Origin of the sequence: Streptomyces stoeckheimensis (assembly GCF_045822005.1) — a bacterium.
In the GTDB taxonomy this organism is placed as follows: Bacteria; Actinomycetota; Actinomycetes; order Streptomycetales; family Streptomycetaceae; genus Streptomyces; species Streptomyces stoeckheimensis.
Genome location: NZ_CP169550.1, coordinates 6168911 through 6183260, shown reverse-complemented (window position 1 = coordinate 6183260; position 14350 = coordinate 6168911). Strand labels below are relative to the sequence as shown.

Below are 14350 nucleotides of genomic sequence, written 5' to 3'. Positions count from 1 at the left end.
CCGCATCGAGACGTTCATGGCCCCGCCGCGCTGGATGTTCGTCCGCGCAGAGACCGACGAGGGCGTCGTCGGCTGGGGCGAACCCGTGGTCGAAGGGTGCGCCGAGCCGGTGCGCGCGGCCGTGGAGGTGCTGTCCGAGCACCTCGTCGGCCGGGACCCGATGCGGATCGAGGACCACTGGCAGGTCATGACCAAGGGCGGTTTCTACCGCGGCGGCCCTGTGCCGTCCTCCGCCGTCGCAGGGCTCGACCAGGCACTGTGGGACATCAAGGGCAAGGCGTACGGGAAGCCCGTGCACCAGCTCCTCGGCGGGCCGGTGGGGGACCGGATCCGCGCCTACGCCTGGGTCGGCGGCGACGAGCCGCACGAGATCGAGGACGCGCTGCTCCGGCAGATCGAGGCGGGCTTCACGGCCGTCAAGATGAACGGCTGCGGCCGCATGAGCCCCCTCGCGACCCGCTCCGAGCTCCGCGAATGCCTCCGGCGCGCCGAGACGGCCCGCGAAGTCCTCGGTGACGAACGCGACTTCGGGCTCGACTTCCACGGCCGGGTCTCCCCCGCCAACGCCCGCCGGATCCTGCCCCTGCTGGCCCCGCACGACCCGGTGTTCGTCGAGGAGGGAGCCGGTCCTCTCCGAGCACATGCAGGCCGTCCCCGATCTGGTGAACGCCTCCAACATCCTCCTCGCACTGGGCGAACGGCTCTTCTCCCGGCGGGAGTTCCTCGCCCCCCCCTGCAGGCCGGCGTGGCGATCCTGCAGCCCGACATCTCGCACGCCGGCGGCATCTCGGAACTGCGCCGCATCGCCTCCCTCGCCGAGGTCGGGCTCCCTGGTCCGCACCGAACGGCCGGGCCTCGGCGTCGAGGTCGACGAGGCGGCCGTCCGCGCCGCCGACAAGAAGGGCCACGCCTGGCGCAACCCGGTGTGGCGCCACGAAGACGGTTCCTTCGCCCAGTGGTGAGCCCCCACCACCACCCGGCAGCCTCCCCCACCACCGGCAGCTCCCCCACCACCGACAGCTTCCCCCCACCCCCCACATCAGAAGGCAGGCATTCCCATGGAGTTCGGCGCAGCGCTGCGACAGGAGCGGCTCGTCGCCATCGTCCGCGGCCGGGACGCGGAGGCGTCCTTCCGCACCGTCATGACCCTCGTCGAGGAGGGCGTCCCGCTCATCGAGGTCTCCCTCAGCGGGACCGACGCGCTGGACGTCATCGGCCGGGCCCGCAAGGAGCTCGGCGACGGGGCCTGGCTCGGGGCCGGTACGGTCCTGACCGCCGAGGACGCCCAGCGGGCCGCCGACGCCGGAGCCAACCTGATGGTCACCCCGGGCCTCGGCGCCGGCGTGGACGAATCCGTCCGGCAGGGGCTGCCGGTACTGGCCGGGGTCATCACCCCGACCGAGGTCATGGCGGCCGACGCGGCGGGGGCCTCCGCCCTCAAGCTGTTCCCGGGCACGATCGGCGGACCGGCGTACCTCCGGGCCCTGCGCGCCCCCTTCCCCGACCTGCCGTTCGTACCGGTCGGCGGGGTGGACGCGGCCGCCGCGGCCGAGTACCTGTCCTCCGGCGCGGTGGCCGTCGGCGTGGGCTCCCCGCTGATCGGCGACGCGGCCGACGGCGGCGACCTGCTCGCGCTGCGGCGCCGGGCGGCGGAGTTCAAGGCGGCCTGCGCGTGACCGGGACCGTGACCGGGACCGGGACCGTCACCGCACCCGAGGTCCTCACCTTCGGGGAGACGATGCTCGCCCTGCGCGGCAGCGGCCCGCTGCGCCTCGGCGGGTCCATGGAGGTCTCCGTCGCCGGCGCCGAGTCGAACGTCGCGATCGGCCTGGCCCGGCTCGGGCACGCGGTCCGCTGGGCGGGTGCGGTCGGCGAGGACGAAGCCGGCGAGCTGGTCCTACGGACCCTGCGTGCCGAGGGCGTCGACGTCTCCGGAGCCTCCCGCGACGACGGCGGCGCCCCGACCGGGCTGATGATCGCGGAGCCCAGGCTGCCGGAGGTCACGCGGGTGCACTACCACCGCGCGGGCTCGGCGGGCTCCCGCCTCAAGGCGTGTTCCCTGGAGCGGGCCTTCACGGCGGCCCCGCCGAAGGTCCTGCACCTGACCGGGATCACCCCGGCGCTCTCCCGCTCGGCCCGCTCGGCCTGCACCCTCGCCCTGCGCCTCGCGGCCGAGCACTCGGCGCTGGTCTGCCTGGACGTGAACTTCCGGTCCCGGCTGTGGTCCTCGGAGGAGGCTGCGGAGGTGTTGCGCGGGTGGGCGCCGTCGGTGGACGTGCTCATCGCCTCCGACGACGAACTCCCCCTGTGCCTCCCGGCGGAGACCCCGGCCGACCCGGCCCTCCGGGCGAAGGAGCTGCTCGCCCTCGGAGTCGGCGAGGTGGTCGTCAAACTCGGCGCCGCCGGCGCGACGGCCTACACGGACGACGGCCGGACGGTCCACGCCCCGGCGCGGGCCGTCCGTGCGGTCGACACGGTCGGTGCGGGTGATGCGTTCGTCGCGGGCTACCTCTCGGCGTTCCTCGACGGGTCGACCGCGGAGGCCCGCCTGGACCGCGCGGTCACCACGGGCGCCTTCGCGGTGGCCTCGCGGGGCGACTGGGAGGGTGCGCCGACCCGCGCGGAACTCGGCCTCCTGTCCGCCCCTGCGGGCACGGTGGTCCGCTGAGACCCCGGCGGGGTCGGGGCGACACGGGGGTGTGTCCCGGCTCCGCCGGTTCCGGGGGCCCTGCGGGGCAGAGTCCCCTACCCGCCCTTCGCCCGTTCCCCGGGCGCTGCCCGGACCCCCTGGGGCTCCGCCCCAGACCCCGCTCCTCAAACGCCGGCGAGGCTGGATGTGCCCGCCGCCGGCGAAAATCCAGCCCCTCCGGCGTGTGAGGAGCGGGGGTCCGGGGGCCGGCCCCCGGCAACGGGTCCGGGCGGAGCCCGGGGAACGGTGGAAGGGCGGGTAGGGGACCCAGCCCCGCAGGGCCGGCCCACCCGCGCCGCGGATCCGGCGCGCGGGGGATTCCGGTGGCCGGGCGGGACTGCGTAGCCTGTCCGCATGCCCCGTTATGAATTCCGCTGCCGGACCTGCGAAGACGTCTTCGAGGTCAGCCGGCCCATGGCCGAGTCCTCCGCGCCCGCCGACTGCCCCGCCGGGCACCCCGATACCGTCAAGCTGCTCTCCGCCGTCGCCGTCGGCGGGACCAGCGCAGCCCCCGCCGCGCCCATGGGCGGTGGCGGAGGCTGCTGCGGCGGTGGCGGCTGCGGCTAGCGCTTGCGGGACAGGGTGATGCCGTCGGAGATCGCCAGCAGCACCGACTCCATGCGGGGGTCCGCCACGACGTGGTCGTTGTAGGCCTGGACCCCCGCCGCCCCACCGGTCGCCGCCGGGTCCAGCACCTGGCCGTGGTACAGCGTGTTGTCCGTGACCAGGAGGCCGCCCGGGCGCAGCCGCGGGACGAGCTCCTCCCAGTAGGCGATCTGGCTCTGCTTGTCCGCGTCCATGTACGCCATGTCGATGTGCGGCTCCGCCGGCATCGCGCGCAGCGTTTCCAGCGCGGGCGCGATCCGCAGGTCGATGCGGTCCGCGACCCCGGCCTTCGCCCATGCCTCGCGCGCGTACGCCGTCCACTCCTCCGAGACGTCGCAGGCGATGAGGCGGCCGTCCGCCGGCATGGCCTGCGCCATCGACAGGGAGGAGAAGCCGGTGAAGGTGCCGATCTCCACGATGTGCCGCGCGCCGGTCAGCCGGACCAGGAAGGCCAGCAGCGGCCCCTGCTCCTCCGCCGACTGCATTCCGGCCGCGTCCGGGAACACCTCGTACGTCGTCGCCACCAGCCCCCGCTGGACCTCGTCCAGCGGGGGGTTGTGCGCGAGCATGTACTGGTAGAGCTCGTCTGTGATCTTGGTGCTGTTGCCCTTGGTCATGGGCCCAGTGTGCCCACGATCAGGCGGCGGGTGTGCCGAGTCGCGCCACTTCGCGGGTGAACGCGCGCACGATCTCCTCACCGGCCAGCACGCCCGCCTGCGCCAGCGCCGTCACGTGCGGCGCCGTCCAGCCCGCGTCGGCCAGCTCGCCGTGGCCCGGCCGCCAGGCCGTGTCGGCCGCGAGCAGGAGGTCCGCGTCGAGCAGCGAGTCGCCGGCGGCCAGCGTGCTCGTGGCCCCCGTACGCCGGGCCACCTCCTGCATCGCCGCGCTCTTGGTCAGCGGCCGCGGGACGGCGTAGATCTTCCGGCCCTGGAGCGAGACGGTCCAGCCGCGCGCCTCGGACCATTCCGTCAGCGCCTTGATCCACTCCGCGGGGACCAGCGCCCGCTCCACGACCAGGTACGCGAACAGGTCCTCGGCCACCCGCGCCTTGCGCAGCCACGCCGGGTCGGCCACGGACAGCAGGTGCGCGTTCATCTCCTCCAGCGGCACGGACTCCGCGGCGAGCCGCGCCGCGACCTGGCGGCGCCAGTCCCGGTCCGGGACCCCGTCCACCAGCAGCTGGCCGCCGTTGGCGCAGATCGCGTACTTCGCCGGCCGGCCGGGGAAGCGGATGCGCTGGTACTGCTTGCGGGTCCGGGTGGTGGTCGGGACGAACACCGCTCCCGGGTCGGCCGACAGCTCCGCCAGCAGGCCCGCCGCCGTCTCGGTCACGTACGACAGCGGCTTGCTCTCGTGCACCTCCACGCACAGCAGCCGCGGGGCCACCGGGTCGGGCATGGTCAGGCCGAGCGCGGCCGTCGAGTAGATGAGCGTACGGTCGAGGTCACTGGCTACGAGGACGGTCACTTGGCGGCCACAGCCTTTCCGTCGGCGCCCGTGGCGCCGCGCGTGAAGCGGGGATGGATGAGTCCTACGCAGGTGTAGGGGAGCCCGTCGACCTCCTCCACCGGCACCCCCCGCTGCTCCGCGAGGAGTCGTACGTGGTCCAGGTCGGCCCCGGCGCCGCGCTGCGCCAGGATCTTCCACGGCACCCGGCGCAGGAGCACCCGCGTGGTCTCGCCGACGCCGGGCTTGACGAGGTTCACGTCGTGGATGCCGTACTCCTCGCTGATCCGCTCCACCGCCCGCCAGCCCACCCAGGTCGGCGTGCGGTCGGCGGCGAGGAGCTCCTTGACTTCGGCGTCCACGGCCTCGGCCACCTCCTCGAAGTGGGCGGAGACGGTGTCGACGAACGCGACGGAGACATCGGCCCCGGCGAGCTCGCGGTAGAACTTCGCGCCGTGGAAATCGGCGGGCCCGACCAGGTCGGACCTGAGAACCGTACGCGAGACGAGCCCGGAAACGGTGGAATTGAGACAGGCGGAGGGGATCAGGAAGTCCTCGCGCGTGCCGTACGTCTCCACGCACGAGCCGGGGTCGGCGAGCACCACGATCTCCGGGTTGAAGCCCTCGAACTCGCCCAGGGCCTCGCGCAGTTCGCGAGTGATGGCGCCCTTGCCGGTCCAGCCGTCGACGAAGACCACGTCGGCCGGGTCGTGGTGGGCGGCCAGCCAGCGCAGCGCGTTGGCGTCGATGCCGCGGCCGCGCACGATGGAGACGGCGTAGTGCGGCAGGTCCAGGCCGTGCCGGGCCTGCGCCCAGCGCCGCATGAGCACGCCCACGGGGGTGCCGGCGCGGGCGAGCGAGACGAGGACGGGAGACGGTGAGCGCTCGGCGAGGACCGTCTCGGTGACGGTGCCGACGGCGCGGGCCATCCGGGCGGCGGAGGCGGTCAGCGCGCTCTGGTAGAGCTGCTGGTACTCCGGGGACGGCTGGAACTCCACCGGCAGCGATTCCGCGTAGTGGGCGCCGCCCGCCTGGATGGCTTCCTCGCGCTCCTCGGTCGGGGCCTCCAGCTCGACGTCGGAGAGGTCCTGGAGCAGCCAGCCGACGTCCTCGGCGGCGTAGGAGGAGAAGGCGGGGCCGCGCAGTGGTTCACCCAGGGGCCCGTGCTGGGGCTCGGTCATGATCGGCTCCTGCCGGTCGGGTACGTACGAAGGTATGACCGCCAGCAGGACCCGGCCGGTGTGCGGGGCGAGGGCCGCGAGCAGGCCGGTACGGAGCTCCGCGGTGTCCCCGGCCGAGTCCACGACGGCGACCACGGCGTCGAAGCCGGCGCCGGCCGTGCTGTGGACGTTGTAGGCGTACCGGTCCCCCGGCCCGTCGGCCGGGGCGTCGTGGGCGGGGAAGACCAGCCGGGTGCGGATGGCGTAGCCGGGGTCGTCCACGGCGAGCACCGGCGAGCGGGTGGTGGTGGAGAAGCGCACCTCGACCGGCGCTGACGCCGCGCCGGACGCCTCCAGGGCCTGCGCGAGGCGCAGCGGGGCGTACATCAGCTCCTCGTTGCCGAGTACGAGGACCCTCGTCGGGCGGTCCCCCAGCGCGGCGGTGAGCCTGGCGGCCATGTCCGGGAGGGCGGCCTCCAGGGCTGCCCGGTGGGCCGGGGTGAAGCCGTGGCGTCCGCCGTCGGGTATCCCGGCCGGCCAGTCCAGATCCACCCGCGTCCAGCCCGGATTCAGCCCCTCCGGCCTTTGAGGAGCGGGGTCCGGGGCGGAGCCCCGGGAGGCGGCAGCCGCCTCGTACTGCTCGACCAGTGCCTGCCCCTTCGCCAGGACCCCCTCCGGGAGGGAGACCGTGCCCGAGGCCAGGGCTATGAGGTCCACGCGGGCGCCCAGCCCCTCCGCGAACGCGACGAGGCGGTCGCGGTCGGCCGGGGAGCGCATGTCGACCAGGGCGACGACCACGTAGTGGCCGCGCGGGTGGCGGGCGTGGAGGTCGGCGATGGTGTTCAGGACGGTGTTGCCGGTGGAGAACTCGTCGTCGACGAGGACCAGCGGGCCCGAGCCCGCCAGCAGCTTCGGGTCCTCGGGCAGCAGCAGGTGCGAGGTGGCGTGCGAGTGGGCCTCCTCGAAGCCGCCCGCGGCCTCCACGCCGTGCACGGGGCGGCGGGTGGAGTGCAGGTACGGGGCGCTGCCCAGGCCGTCGGCCACGCAGTGGCCCAGCCCGGTCGCGGTCTCCGCGTATCCCAGGACCACCGCCGAGGCAGCCTCCTCGTCGCCCAGCAGCTCCCGGACCCGCTCGCCGAGCCCGTACCCGGCGGCGTACACGGCCGCCGGGGACTGCGGGACGTGCTTGCCCAGCACCCGCGACACGAGCAGGTGCGCCCGCTTGGGGTTGCGCCGCAGCGCCAGCCCGAGGAGCTCTTCCAGCGCCGGCCCGCCGGTTCCGGTACCCGTCCCGTCCTCCAGGCTCACGCCCAGCCGGTCCGCGACCCACGTTCCCGACCACACCGCTTCGATCGTCTTGCCCTTCTTCGCAGTCAACGGCCCGCTCACACCTGGAGCCCGGCCGTGAGGAGATCGACGAAGCCGACCTCCTCCTTCGCCACACCGAAGACCTCGGCGCGCAGCATGGTGCGCTCGGCCCAGGCCCGGTGGGGCTTCACCTCGTTCATCTTGTTCGTGTAGGCGGAACGCATGACGCCGCCGCCCCCGCGCTCGGGGCGCAGGATGTCTTGAGCATCGCTGAACTCCTCGTGCGACACCACCGAGAGCGCGTGGACCGGGGTGACGTGGGCGGGGTGGATGCAGGTCTTGCCCAGCAGCCCGTTGGCCCGGTCGAGCTCGATCTCGCGCAGCAGCCCGTCCAGGTCGTGCTCGATCAGCGCGGTGCGCAGCTCCTCGACGCCCTCCTCCAGGAAGGGGCTGCGGCGCAGCTGCGGCTTGAAGAGTCTCTGCTGGCTGCGGAAGTACTCCCACACGGGCCCGGTGACGGTGAAGCCGGTGCCGTCGGCGCGGCTGAGCACGTTGACCACGTCGGCGATCACCCCGGCGACGATCTGGACGTCGTAGGCGGTCATGTCGGGGGTGCGGCGCAGCCCGTAGGCGGAGCAGAAGTCGGTCACGCCGAGGCGGAGCGCCAGGACCCGCTCGCGGTACTTGTTGACCGTGCGGGAGATCCCGGCGAGGGCCTCGACCCGGGTCTCCAGGTGGAGCAGCTCGGGGGTCTCCAGGACGGGCATCGCGTACAGCCGGGGCAGGCCGCTCGCGGCTTCCGCCTGCGCGACGGCGTCGAGGAAGGCGATCCCCCGGCTCTCGCTGAACTTGGGGAGGACGAATCCGGCCAGTCGCGCCGCCGAGCCGCCGAGCCGGTGCACGAGGTCGGGGATCTGCTCGGGTTCCCGGACGCGGATGAAGAGCAGCGGGAGCTCCGCCGGGTCCTCGTGGAGGGCGGCGAACTGCCGGACGAGGTTCTCCTCGCCGCCCACGACGTCCGCGTCGCTGATGGAATCCTCCAGGCAGAGGACCATGGAGACGACCCCGAGTCCGGCCTGCTTGCGGATGTCACGGGCGAGCTGGGGACGGGTGGCCGGGCTGTAGAGCGTGGCTCCCAGCGCGGCCGCGAGCGTGGCGGAGGGAGAGGCGGCGGTGAACTCTGCCGGCTCCTGGTGGAAGAGGTCCTTGCGGACGGTGGGCGAAATGTGCCCGAAGTGACGCATGTGCTTCCCCCGTACAGGCTCTGCGGCCGATCTGGCGTGGCCGGTAATAGTACGTACGAACGTGAGTCAAAAATTCCTCAAGCACATGAAATCCAGGTAACCCTCTTGCACCATGCCCAGGTCTCGCGATCCGGACAAGGTCTACGGGGGGCCGCATTGTCCCGGTCCCGCCCGGGAGGGCAGGATGACCGGCATGACGCACGCGATGCAGAAGGGCTCCAACATCCCCGTGGCCGCCTTGGCGGTCCGCGCGGTGCTGCGCTGGACCGCGGGGCCCGACGTACCCGACGTGGACGCCTCGGCGCTGCTCGTGGGGGCTGACGGGCGCGTGCGCTCGGACGAGGACTTCGTCTTCTACAACCAGCCCCGGCACCCCTCCGGGGCCGTCTGGCGGCTCGGGAAGAAGCAGCTCGGCGACGGGATCACCGACGCCGTCCAGGCGGACCTGCGGGCCGTCACCCCGGCCGTGGACCGGATCCTCGTCGTCGCCTCCGCCGAGGACGTCCCCTTCGAGCGGGTCCACGACCTGCGGATCCTCCTCTACGACGCCACCGCGACCGGCGGCTCCGAACCGCTGGCCTACTTCGACGTGCGGCCGGAGACGGGCGCCGAGACGGCGCTGATCTGCGGCGAGCTGTACCGGCGGGCGGACGCCTGGAAGTTCCGCGCGCTCGGCGAGGGCTACTCCAACGGGCTCGTCGGCCTGGCCACCGACCACGGGATCTCCGTGGACGAGAACGCCCCCGAGGCCCAGGAACAGGTCCAGGGCCCGTCGGGCTCCCCGGCGACCCCGGCGCCGCCCACCCAGGCCCCGCCGGTAGCCCAGCCCGCCTACGGCTACCCGCAGCCGGTGGCGCAGGCCCCGGTGCCGGCTCCGGGCGGGGACCCGTCCTTCCGGCTGCCGGCGCAGGGCCCGCAGTTCATCCGCCGGTGACCGGCGGCCGGCGGCCGGACCGGGCGGACCGCCTGGACCGCCCGGACCGCCTGACCGGGCCCCCGGCCGGCCCCGTCAGGTCTTGGTCTTGTAGCCACGGCCCCACTGGAGGCCCCACCCGTACAGCCGGTCCAGCTCGGCCTGGAACCCGTACACGAAGGTGACCTCGCGCCGCACGATCAGCTCTCCCTTGACGTTCTCCAGGGAGACGACCGCGCAGGAGCGGGCGTGCGGGTGGCGCTCCTCCAGGGGGATCTCGATGCGCGGCCCGGTGATCGGGTAGAGGGTGACCAGGGCGTGCGTCCGGTCGAAGGCCGGGGTCTGGTCGTAGATGTAGACGAAGACCAGCAGCCGTTTGATCTCCTCGGCGTGGTCGAGATTGACGAAGATCGTCTCGCCGGAGGGCGCTCCGAACCGGTCGTCCCCGCTGAGCTTCACGTACGGCGGGCTGTTGATGTCCCCGTGCAGGTTCCCCAGCGGCTGGACGACGCCCCGGGTTCCGTCGGTCAGTTCGTAGAGGCAGCCGATGTCGAGGTCGACGTTGACCATGCCCTGGGTGTGCGCCTGCACCATGTCCGGCTTGAACAGCTTGAACGGATGCCGGAAGAGCTGCCCGCTCTGGCCGGTGCTGCGGCCGCCGATGTCCGAGGTGCGCATCCGCCAGGAGAGGTTCACGCGCAGATTGCCGTGCACCGCCCCCTGTTTGGTGAGCGACACCGTCGGATGGCGTTTGGTCAGCTCGATCGCGTTCGACGAGGCACTGCCCGACTGGAACTGCGTACCGCGACTGCCCCTGATGCCGTCGAAGAATCCCATCCCCACAACCCCCCTTGTCCCTTGGCGCGCTCGGCCCCCTGCCGGCACGCCGACGTCCCGGCATGCGGACGGGGCGGCCCGGTGGGTCCGTGGACCCGCCGGACCGCCCCGCACTTGAGCGTTCCGCATTACCGCCGCGATCATGCCTCGGCGGTGGAACCCTCCAGTTCCAGGCGCTTGTTGCGGCGCACCGAGGACCAGAAGGACCATCCGATCAGCACGACGCCGACGAGGCCGGTGATGACCTCGTTGATCTCGTACTGGATGGTGACGAGCAGGATGACGGCGAGCGCGCCGATGGCGTAGTGCGCGCCGTGCTCCAGGTAGACGTAGTCGTCGAGGGTGCCCTGGCGGACCAGGTAGACCGTCAGCGACCGGACGTACATGGCACCGATACCGAGGCCGAGGGCCATGATCACGATGTCGCTGGTGATGGCGAAGGCGCCGATGACCCCGTCGAAGGAGAAGGAGGCGTCGAGGACTTCGAGGTAGAGGAACATGAAGAACGCGGCCTTGCCGGCCATGGCGACGGCCGAGACGGGCTTGCCGCTCTTCTTGGCCTCCTCCTCGATCTCGTGTTCGTGCTCTTCCTCTTCCTCCAGCTTGTTCTCGAAGTAGCCGGAGAGGCCGCCGACGATCATGTAGGTGATCAGGCCGAGGACGCCGGAGATCAGGACCGTCTGCGCCTTGTCCACGTGCGTGCCGCCGTGCTGGTGGGCGTTGACGGCGAAGGTCATCGAGGTGATGACCAGGACGATCAGCGCGATGCACGCCGACAGCATGTCGATCTTGCCGAGCTTGGCGAGCGGGCGTTCCAGCCAGGCGAGCCACTTGATGTCGCGGTCCTCGAAAATGAAGTCGAGGAAGATCATCAGCAGGAACATGCCACCGAAGGCGGCGATGGACGGGTGGGCGTCCGTCACGAGCTGCTTGTACATGTCCTGGTCGCGCACCGCGAGTTCGACGGCTTCGATCGGCCCGATCTTGGCGCTGATCGCCACGATCACGATCGGGAAGACCAGGCGCATGCCGAACACGGCGATGAGAACACCGATGGTGAGGAAGATCTTCTGCCAGAAGGCATTCATCTTCTTCAGGATTCCGGCGTTGACCACCGCATTGTCGAAGGACAGCGAGATCTCCAGGATGGACAGGATCGCAACGATCCCGAAGGCCTCCCACCCCCCGTAGAGCACCGCTGCGACCAGTCCGAGCGCAGTGACTGCGAACGACCAGCCGAAGGTTTTCAGAACCACTGGCATCCCATCGTGTTGTACGGCTTTACGAAACGTTGACCCCGAAGTCTAGAGCGATGCCGCGGAGCCCCGACGCGTACCCCTGCCCCACTGCGCGGAACTTCCATTCACCCCCGTACCTGTAGACCTCGCCGAAGATCATCGCGGTCTCGCTGGAGGCGTCCTCGGAGAGGTCGTAGCGGGCGAGTTCCTGGCCGTCCGCCTCGTTCACCACGCGGATGAAGGCATTGCTGACCTGGCCGAAGCTCTGCCTGCGGGCCTCGGCCTCGTGGATCGAGACGGGAAAGACGATCTTGTCCACGCCGGCCGGGACCTTGCTGAGGTCGACGATGATCGACTCGTCGTCGCCTTCACCCTCGCCGGTGAGGTTGTCCCCCGTGTGTTCGACGGAGCCCTCGGGACTCTTCAGGTTGTTGTAGAAGACGAAGTACTCGTCCCCGAGCACCCGGCCGTTGCTGCACAGCAGTGCGCTGGCGTCGAGGTCGAAGTCGGCGCCCGTGGTCGAGCGCGCGTCCCATCCGAGGCCGATCAGAACCCGGGTGAGGTTCGGTGCGGCTTTGGAGAGGGAGACATTGCCCCCCTTGGCGAGTGTGACGCCCATGTTGTGGTCCTCCCCGGACGACGATGGCGATGTGGCGAAGTGGCGGTGCGACCGTACGGCGGTGCGACGGTACGGCGGGTGTGGCCGTAAAGCCGGTCCGGCGCCGTACACACGAGTGCACGGCGCCGGACGGATGGAACGACTGCTCTGGCGGAGCAGGCTCAGACGTTGACGCCGAAGTCCTGCGCGATGCCGCGCAGGCCCGAGGCGTAGCCCTGGCCGATGGCGCGGAACTTCCACTCCGCACCGTTGCGGTAGAGCTCGCCGAAGACCATGGCGGTCTCCGTCGAGGCGTCCTCCGACAGGTCGTAGCGGGCGAGCTCGGCGTTGTCGGCCTGGTTCACGACGCGGATGTACGCGTTGCGGACCTGGCCGAAGCTCTGCTGGCGGCTCTCGGCCTCGTAGATCGAGACCGGGAAGACGATCTTGGCCACGTCGGCGGGCACGCCGGCGAGGTTGACCTTGATCGCCTCGTCGTCGCCCTCGCCCTCACCGGTGGTGTTGTCACCGGTGTGCTCGACCGAGCCGTCGGGGCTCTTCAGGTTGTTGAAGAAGACGAAGTTCGCGTCGCTGGCGACCTTGCCCTGGTCGTTGGTCAGGATCGCGCTGGCGTCGAGGTCGAAGTCGACACCGGTGGTGGTGCGAGCGTCCCAGCCCAGTCCGACGATGACCGCCGTCAGGTTCGGCGCGGCCTTGGTCAGCGAGACGTTGCCGCCCTTGCTGAGGCTGACTCCCACGGGTCCTCCATAAGGTTTTGTGTGGGGCGGGGCCCCGTCGTGCGGTTGCTACCGGATCAACGTTTCGATCCTAGTGACGGGTTCCCGCCTGTACGGGCTTATTCCAGGCGAACGGGCCCGTGTGCCTGTCGGCACCGTGCCCACGAGCCTGCGGCACGGACTCAGAGGCTGTCGAGGGCCTTGATGTACTCGTTCAGGTCACGGGCGTCGGGCAGCCCGTTGACGACGCTCCAGCGCACGATGCCGTCGCGGTCGATGACGAAGGTGCCGCGCACCGCGCAGCCCTTCTCCTCGTCGAAGACCCCGTAGGCGCGGGAGGCCTCCCCGTGCGGCCAGAAGTCCGACAGCAGCGGGTACTCCAGCCCCTCCTGCTCGCCGAAGACGCGCAGGGTGGGTACGGAGTCGTTGGAGACCGCCAGGAGCTGCACGTCGTCGTTCTGGAAGCGCGGCAGCTGGTCGCGCAGCTCGCAGAGTTCGCCGGTGCAGACGCCGGTGAAGGCGAAGGGGTAGAAGAGCAGCACGACGGCCTTCTCCCCCCGGAAGTCGGAGAGCCGCACGACCCTGCCGTGGTTGTCCTTGAGCTCGAAGTCCGGGGCCTTGCTGCCGACCTCGATCGCCATCTGTCGCATCCCTTCGTCCCGCATCCCTGCGTTGGGCTGTTCGGGTGATCTCACCTTATGGCTCCTGCGCGCGCGTCCGGCTCCGGCCCGCCCGCGAAACGCACGCACCCCGCCCACCGGGAAGCTTCCGGCGGGCGGGGTGCGTGTGTCCGCATGACTGCGGGGCGCGGCTCAGCGCTTGGACTTGGCCGTCTTCGGAGTCGCCAGCTTGGTGGCGGTCCACTCCTTGCCGACGGGGGCTCCCTTGGCCAGCGAGAGGCCGGCCGTCTCGGCGGCCTCGCTGATGTCGCTGGCCTCGACAAAACCGTCCTTGCCGGTCTTGGGGGTCACCAGCAGGATCAGTGCGCCGTCCTCGACCAGCTCGGTCGCGTCGACCAGGGCGTCCGTCAGGTCGCCGTCGTCCTCCCGGAACCACAGCAGAACCGCGTCTGCGACATCGTCGTAGTCCTCATCGACGAGTTCGGTGACGTGATCCTCTACGGCATCACGGAATTCCTGATCGACGTCGTCGTCGAAGCCGATTTCCTGGACCACCTGTTCGGACTGGAAACCCAGCCTGGCGGCCAGGTTCTCCGCGTGGTCCGCGGTCGCGCTCACGGGGTGCCTCCTGCTCATGTTCGGTGAATGTTCTTCGGCGGCGCGCGTACGCGCAGCATGGGCGTAGTCCACACGGGCGCGGCGGATCGCGCAAGTACCAGGCCGTCGAGACCGTCGAAACGGTGACGATTGCGGCCGTCTCGCCGCAACTTTCAGCCCTTCTGCATGTACCCCTGGTGATTCATCCCACACCATTCCACCTCATTCGGCACGCCCCCGGGACTTTCGCACCTGTTTGAGGGACGAACGGCCTTGCGAAGGGGGTGATCGACATGGGCGTAAGGTTGCGGTTTGGGCGTTGTCGTCGCCGCAGCCAGCACAATCCCGCCACCTCCA

Annotated in this window: 14 protein-coding genes and 1 pseudogene; 5 read left to right on the top strand and 10 right to left on the bottom strand. The window is 71.3% G+C overall.

Annotated features, from left to right (window positions below):
* Positions 1–16: 16 nt before the first annotated feature.
* The 4 genes and pseudogenes from ACE1OC_RS28045 to ACE1OC_RS28030 form a co-directional block, all read left to right on the top strand.
* Positions 17–763 (top strand): annotated as a pseudogene (locus tag ACE1OC_RS28045) (enolase C-terminal domain-like protein); the annotation flags it as partial.
* A gap of 295 nt (positions 764–1058) precedes the next feature.
* Entirely contained in the window at positions 1059–1676 is a 618-nt protein-coding gene (locus tag ACE1OC_RS28040) for a bifunctional 4-hydroxy-2-oxoglutarate aldolase/2-dehydro-3-deoxy-phosphogluconate aldolase (RefSeq protein ID WP_407839336.1), read from the top strand.
* Entirely contained in the window at positions 1673–2668 is a 996-nt protein-coding gene (locus ACE1OC_RS28035; RefSeq protein WP_407841700.1) for a sugar kinase, read from the top strand. The genes ACE1OC_RS28040 and ACE1OC_RS28035 overlap by 4 nt, the downstream gene beginning before the upstream one ends.
* A 375-nt stretch (positions 2669–3043) precedes the next feature.
* A complete protein-coding gene (locus ACE1OC_RS28030) occupies positions 3044–3256 on the top strand; it encodes an FmdB family zinc ribbon protein (protein WP_407839335.1) in 213 nt (70 codons plus the stop codon).
* On the opposite strand, the gene ACE1OC_RS28025 is transcribed toward ACE1OC_RS28030, so the two are convergent.
* From ACE1OC_RS28025 to ACE1OC_RS28010, 4 genes are read right to left on the bottom strand one after another with little or no spacing between them, the layout of a single operon-like run.
* On the bottom strand, positions 3253–3912 hold the full coding sequence (locus ACE1OC_RS28025; RefSeq protein ID WP_407839334.1) for an O-methyltransferase: 660 nt from the start codon (positions 3910–3912) through the stop codon (positions 3253–3255). The two genes, ACE1OC_RS28030 and ACE1OC_RS28025, sit on opposite strands and share 4 nt — an antisense overlap.
* A 19-nt stretch (positions 3913–3931) precedes the next feature.
* Positions 3932–4762, bottom strand: coding sequence for an HAD family hydrolase (locus ACE1OC_RS28020; RefSeq protein WP_407839333.1), 831 nt, complete (start codon positions 4760–4762; stop codon positions 3932–3934).
* The gene (locus ACE1OC_RS28015) at positions 4759–7278 is read right to left on the bottom strand and encodes a phosphoribosyltransferase (RefSeq protein ID WP_407839332.1); all 2520 of its coding nucleotides are present in this window, start codon (positions 7276–7278) and stop codon (positions 4759–4761) included. The genes ACE1OC_RS28020 and ACE1OC_RS28015 overlap by 4 nt, the downstream gene beginning before the upstream one ends.
* Positions 7279–7286: 8 nt before the next feature.
* A complete protein-coding gene (locus ACE1OC_RS28010; RefSeq protein ID WP_407839331.1) occupies positions 7287–8453 on the bottom strand; it encodes an HpcH/HpaI aldolase/citrate lyase family protein in 1167 nt (388 codons plus the stop codon).
* A gap of 193 nt (positions 8454–8646) precedes the next feature.
* On the opposite strand from ACE1OC_RS28010, the gene ACE1OC_RS28005 reads away from it, so the two are divergent.
* A complete protein-coding gene (locus ACE1OC_RS28005) occupies positions 8647–9387 on the top strand; it encodes a TerD family protein (protein ID WP_407841699.1) in 741 nt (246 codons plus the stop codon).
* A gap of 75 nt (positions 9388–9462) precedes the next feature.
* Here ACE1OC_RS28005 and ACE1OC_RS28000 read toward each other — a convergent pair whose 3' ends face one another.
* From ACE1OC_RS28000 to ACE1OC_RS27975, 6 genes are all read right to left on the bottom strand, one after another.
* Positions 9463–10203, bottom strand: a complete 741-nt coding sequence (locus ACE1OC_RS28000) for a TerD family protein (RefSeq protein ID WP_267039314.1) — start codon at positions 10201–10203, stop codon at positions 9463–9465.
* 140 nt (positions 10204–10343) lie between these two features.
* Positions 10344–11459 (bottom strand): DUF475 domain-containing protein, encoded by a 1116-nt coding sequence (locus ACE1OC_RS27995; RefSeq protein ID WP_407841698.1) that lies wholly within the window; start codon positions 11457–11459, stop codon positions 10344–10346.
* Between the two features lie 25 nt (positions 11460–11484).
* The gene (locus tag ACE1OC_RS27990) at positions 11485–12060 is read right to left on the bottom strand and encodes a TerD family protein (RefSeq protein ID WP_250745559.1); all 576 of its coding nucleotides are present in this window, start codon (positions 12058–12060) and stop codon (positions 11485–11487) included.
* Between the two features lie 161 nt (positions 12061–12221).
* The gene (locus tag ACE1OC_RS27985) at positions 12222–12797 is read right to left on the bottom strand and encodes a TerD family protein (protein WP_112446263.1); all 576 of its coding nucleotides are present in this window, start codon (positions 12795–12797) and stop codon (positions 12222–12224) included.
* Positions 12798–12958: 161 nt separating this feature from the next.
* On the bottom strand, positions 12959–13417 hold the full coding sequence (locus ACE1OC_RS27980) for a peroxiredoxin (protein WP_250745560.1): 459 nt from the start codon (positions 13415–13417) through the stop codon (positions 12959–12961).
* A 171-nt stretch (positions 13418–13588) separates the two neighbouring features.
* A complete protein-coding gene (locus tag ACE1OC_RS27975; protein WP_250745561.1) occupies positions 13589–14014 on the bottom strand; it encodes a DUF3052 domain-containing protein in 426 nt (141 codons plus the stop codon).
* Between the last annotated feature and the right edge of the window lie 336 nt (positions 14015–14350).

Bases quoted from the DNA above. Each gene is read 5' to 3' on its own strand.
- ACE1OC_RS28030 (WP_407839335.1), top strand. From the start codon at position 3,044: ATGCCCCGTTATGAATTCCGCTGCCGGACCTGCGAAGACGTCTTCGAG.
- ACE1OC_RS27980 (WP_250745560.1), bottom strand. From the start codon at position 13,417: ATGGCGATCGAGGTCGGCAGCAAGGCCCCGGACTTCGAGCTCAAGGAC.
- ACE1OC_RS28040 (WP_407839336.1), top strand. From the start codon at position 1,059: ATGGAGTTCGGCGCAGCGCTGCGACAGGAGCGGCTCGTCGCCATCGTC.
- ACE1OC_RS27990 (WP_250745559.1), bottom strand. From the start codon at position 12,060: ATGGGCGTCACACTCGCCAAGGGGGGCAATGTCTCCCTCTCCAAAGCC.
- ACE1OC_RS28000 (WP_267039314.1), bottom strand. From the start codon at position 10,203: ATGGGATTCTTCGACGGCATCAGGGGCAGTCGCGGTACGCAGTTCCAG.
- ACE1OC_RS28025 (WP_407839334.1), bottom strand. From the start codon at position 3,912: ATGACCAAGGGCAACAGCACCAAGATCACAGACGAGCTCTACCAGTAC.
- ACE1OC_RS28005 (WP_407841699.1), top strand. From the start codon at position 8,647: ATGACGCACGCGATGCAGAAGGGCTCCAACATCCCCGTGGCCGCCTTG.
- ACE1OC_RS28010 (WP_407839331.1), bottom strand. From the start codon at position 8,453: ATGCGTCACTTCGGGCACATTTCGCCCACCGTCCGCAAGGACCTCTTC.